This is a genomic window from Actinomycetota bacterium (genome assembly GCA_036280995.1).
Classification (GTDB): Bacteria; Actinomycetota; CALGFH01; order CALGFH01; family CALGFH01; genus CALGFH01.
Genome location: DASUPQ010000710.1, coordinates 1 through 2,160 on the forward strand (window position 1 = coordinate 1; position 2,160 = coordinate 2,160).

The 2,160-nt window shown below is 74.6% G+C and carries 4 protein-coding genes; 1 reads left to right on the forward strand and 3 read right to left on the reverse strand.

Annotation, left to right across the window (positions count from 1 at the left end):
• The 3 genes from VF468_23935 to VF468_23945 form a co-directional block, all read right to left on the reverse strand.
• The coding region (locus tag VF468_23935) for a serine hydrolase domain-containing protein (GenBank protein HEX5881337.1) at positions 1–866 on the reverse strand (866 nt) is incomplete at its 3' end.
• Positions 863–1,024, reverse strand: a complete 162-nt coding sequence (locus tag VF468_23940; GenBank protein ID HEX5881338.1) for a hypothetical protein — start codon at positions 1,022–1,024, stop codon at positions 863–865. The genes VF468_23940 and VF468_23935, both read right to left, overlap by 4 nt.
• Positions 1,025–1,398: 374 nt before the next feature.
• Entirely contained in the window at positions 1,399–1,914 is a 516-nt protein-coding gene (locus tag VF468_23945; protein ID HEX5881339.1) for a nitroreductase family protein, read from the reverse strand.
• A 106-nt stretch (positions 1,915–2,020) separates the two neighbouring features.
• On the opposite strand from VF468_23945, the gene VF468_23950 reads away from it, so the two are divergent.
• A partial coding sequence (locus tag VF468_23950) for an aldo/keto reductase (protein ID HEX5881340.1) occupies positions 2,021–2,160 on the forward strand: 140 nt, incomplete at its 3' end.

Genomic DNA, 2,160 nt, shown 5'->3' on the forward strand with positions numbered 1-2,160 from the left:
AGTCCCAGGCCGTAGCGGTCGTACAGGGGGAGCGGGGCGGAACCAGGGGGGACCGCGACCATGGTCGTCATCTCGGCCAACAGCGGGGGGGGCAGCAGGCGGCCGCCCAGCAGGGCCCGGAAGAAGCGGGTCAGGTCGGGCAGGGTGGACACCAGCGCGCCCGCCGCCCCGGCCCACGAGGGATTCTGGACGGTGAAATCGAGCAGGGGGCCGTCGAGCGCCTCCCCGTGCGGGCCCAGCGGGAGGCTGTAGCCACGCGCGCTCGGCCCCGGGAGCTCGGGGGCGCTGTCCGCGAGCACGGTGTCGCGCAGGCCGAGCGGCCCGAGGATGGACCGGCCCAGCTCCTGCTCGAGGGTCCGGTGGCTGGCCGCCTCCACGACCAGGCCGAGCAGGACGTAGCCGGTGTTGGAGTACGCCCAGGCCGTACCCGCCGGGAAGGCCGGCGGCCGGTCGGCGACCATGGCGACCAGGGCCTGAGGTGTCCAGGCACGCAGGCGGCCCGGCCGGGAGGCGTACAGCGCCTGCATGAGGGTGGCCGTGCGATGGGGCACGCCGCCGGTGTGGTTGAGCAGCTGGCGGAGGCTGACCCGGTCGCCGTAGGGCAGGACGCCGGGCAGCCAGCGCTCCAGGGGGTCCGCCAGCGAGAGGCGTCCCTCCGCGACCAGCCGCAGGACGACGGCGGCGACCAGCGCCTTGGTCAGGCTGCCGGCCCGGAAGCGGAGCTCCGGCCGCATCGGCTGGCGGGTCCGCATGTCGGCCACGCCGCTGGCGGCCCGCAGGCTGCCACGCTCGTCCCGGACCCAGCCGGCGGCACCGGGCGCCCCGGCCGCCACCAGCCGGTCCAGCAGCCGCTGGAGCTCGCTCACACGCCCCCTCGCAAGGCCGCCTCTCCGGGGAGCAGGTGCCCGAGCAGCAGCTTGATCAGCAGGACGGGCGCGAACCAGGCGAGCGTGGTCGCCGCGAAGGCCACCGGTCGCCGCAGCTCGGGGGGCGCGGCCAGCACCACGACGGCTCCCGCGACCACCAGGGCCGTCCCGGCCGCCGCGGCGGCGTAGACGACCAGGAGCTCGCCCCGGCTCGCCCCGGGTGCGACGAGCTGGTCACCGATGCGTCGCGGGACGCCCGTTGCCTGGATACGCTACCTCCGCTTCCGGAATGCCCCGCTCGCGATGGTCACGAGCATCAGGATGGCGCCGACGGAGATCGTCAGCGCGGCTGGGTCCATCCGGCCTCCTTGTTCTCCGTACCCGATATCACGCGGCGGAAGCGTCCTCGCCAGCTGTCATCCAGACTGCATGCGGCTGGAACGGGCCTCGGCCAGTTCATGGCCAGGCACCTGAGCCCGCGGGGGCCGGCCTCGGTGCCCGGCGACCCGCGGGTGACCGCCACCGTCAGCCTCTACCAGCTGCCGCGGTGCACCACCTCCTCGAACGGGCGCCGGTTGGGCCGCGCGATCGGTCTCAGCGGGCGGTCGGCGGGGGTGCCGAGGCTGATCAGCCAGGCGCAGAACCGGTCCTCGGGGAAGCCCAGCAGGCGCCGCGCCAGCTCCTGGTCGCTGACCGCCGAATGCGCGCTGCCGATGCCCAGGTCGGCGGCGGCCAGCATGATGCTCATCGTCGCCTGGCCCAGGTCGTACTGGATCAGGTCGCGCGAGCGGGCGTCGTCGGGGTTCGGGGCGACGAGTGCGATCGTCGCCGCCGAGCGGGCCACGTGGCCGCCGCTGCGCCAGACCCTGGCCAGCTGGGCGAGCTGCTCGCGGTCGGTGCAGACGACGAAGTCCCAGGCCTGCTGGTTGCCGGCCGAGGGGGTCCGCCGCCCGGCCTCCAGGATCTGGTCCAGGTCCTCGGGCGCGATCGCCCGCTCCTGGTAGGACCGCACGTTGCGCCGGGCCCTGATCGCATCCCAGGTCTCCACGTTGACCTCCCGCCTCGTGCCGCCACGGATCACCGCCATCATCGCGCACCGGCGGTAGCGAGCACTGCGGCGCTACCGTGGCCGGCGATCTCCGAAGGAGGCTGCCATGCGGTACGTGAACCTGGGCAACACCGGCCTGCGCGTGTCGCGCGTGTGCCTGGGGATGATGAGCTTCGGCAGGCACGAGTCGCGCCGGTGGGCGCTCGACGAGGCGGCGGCGGAGCCGATCGTCAAGCGGGCCGTCGA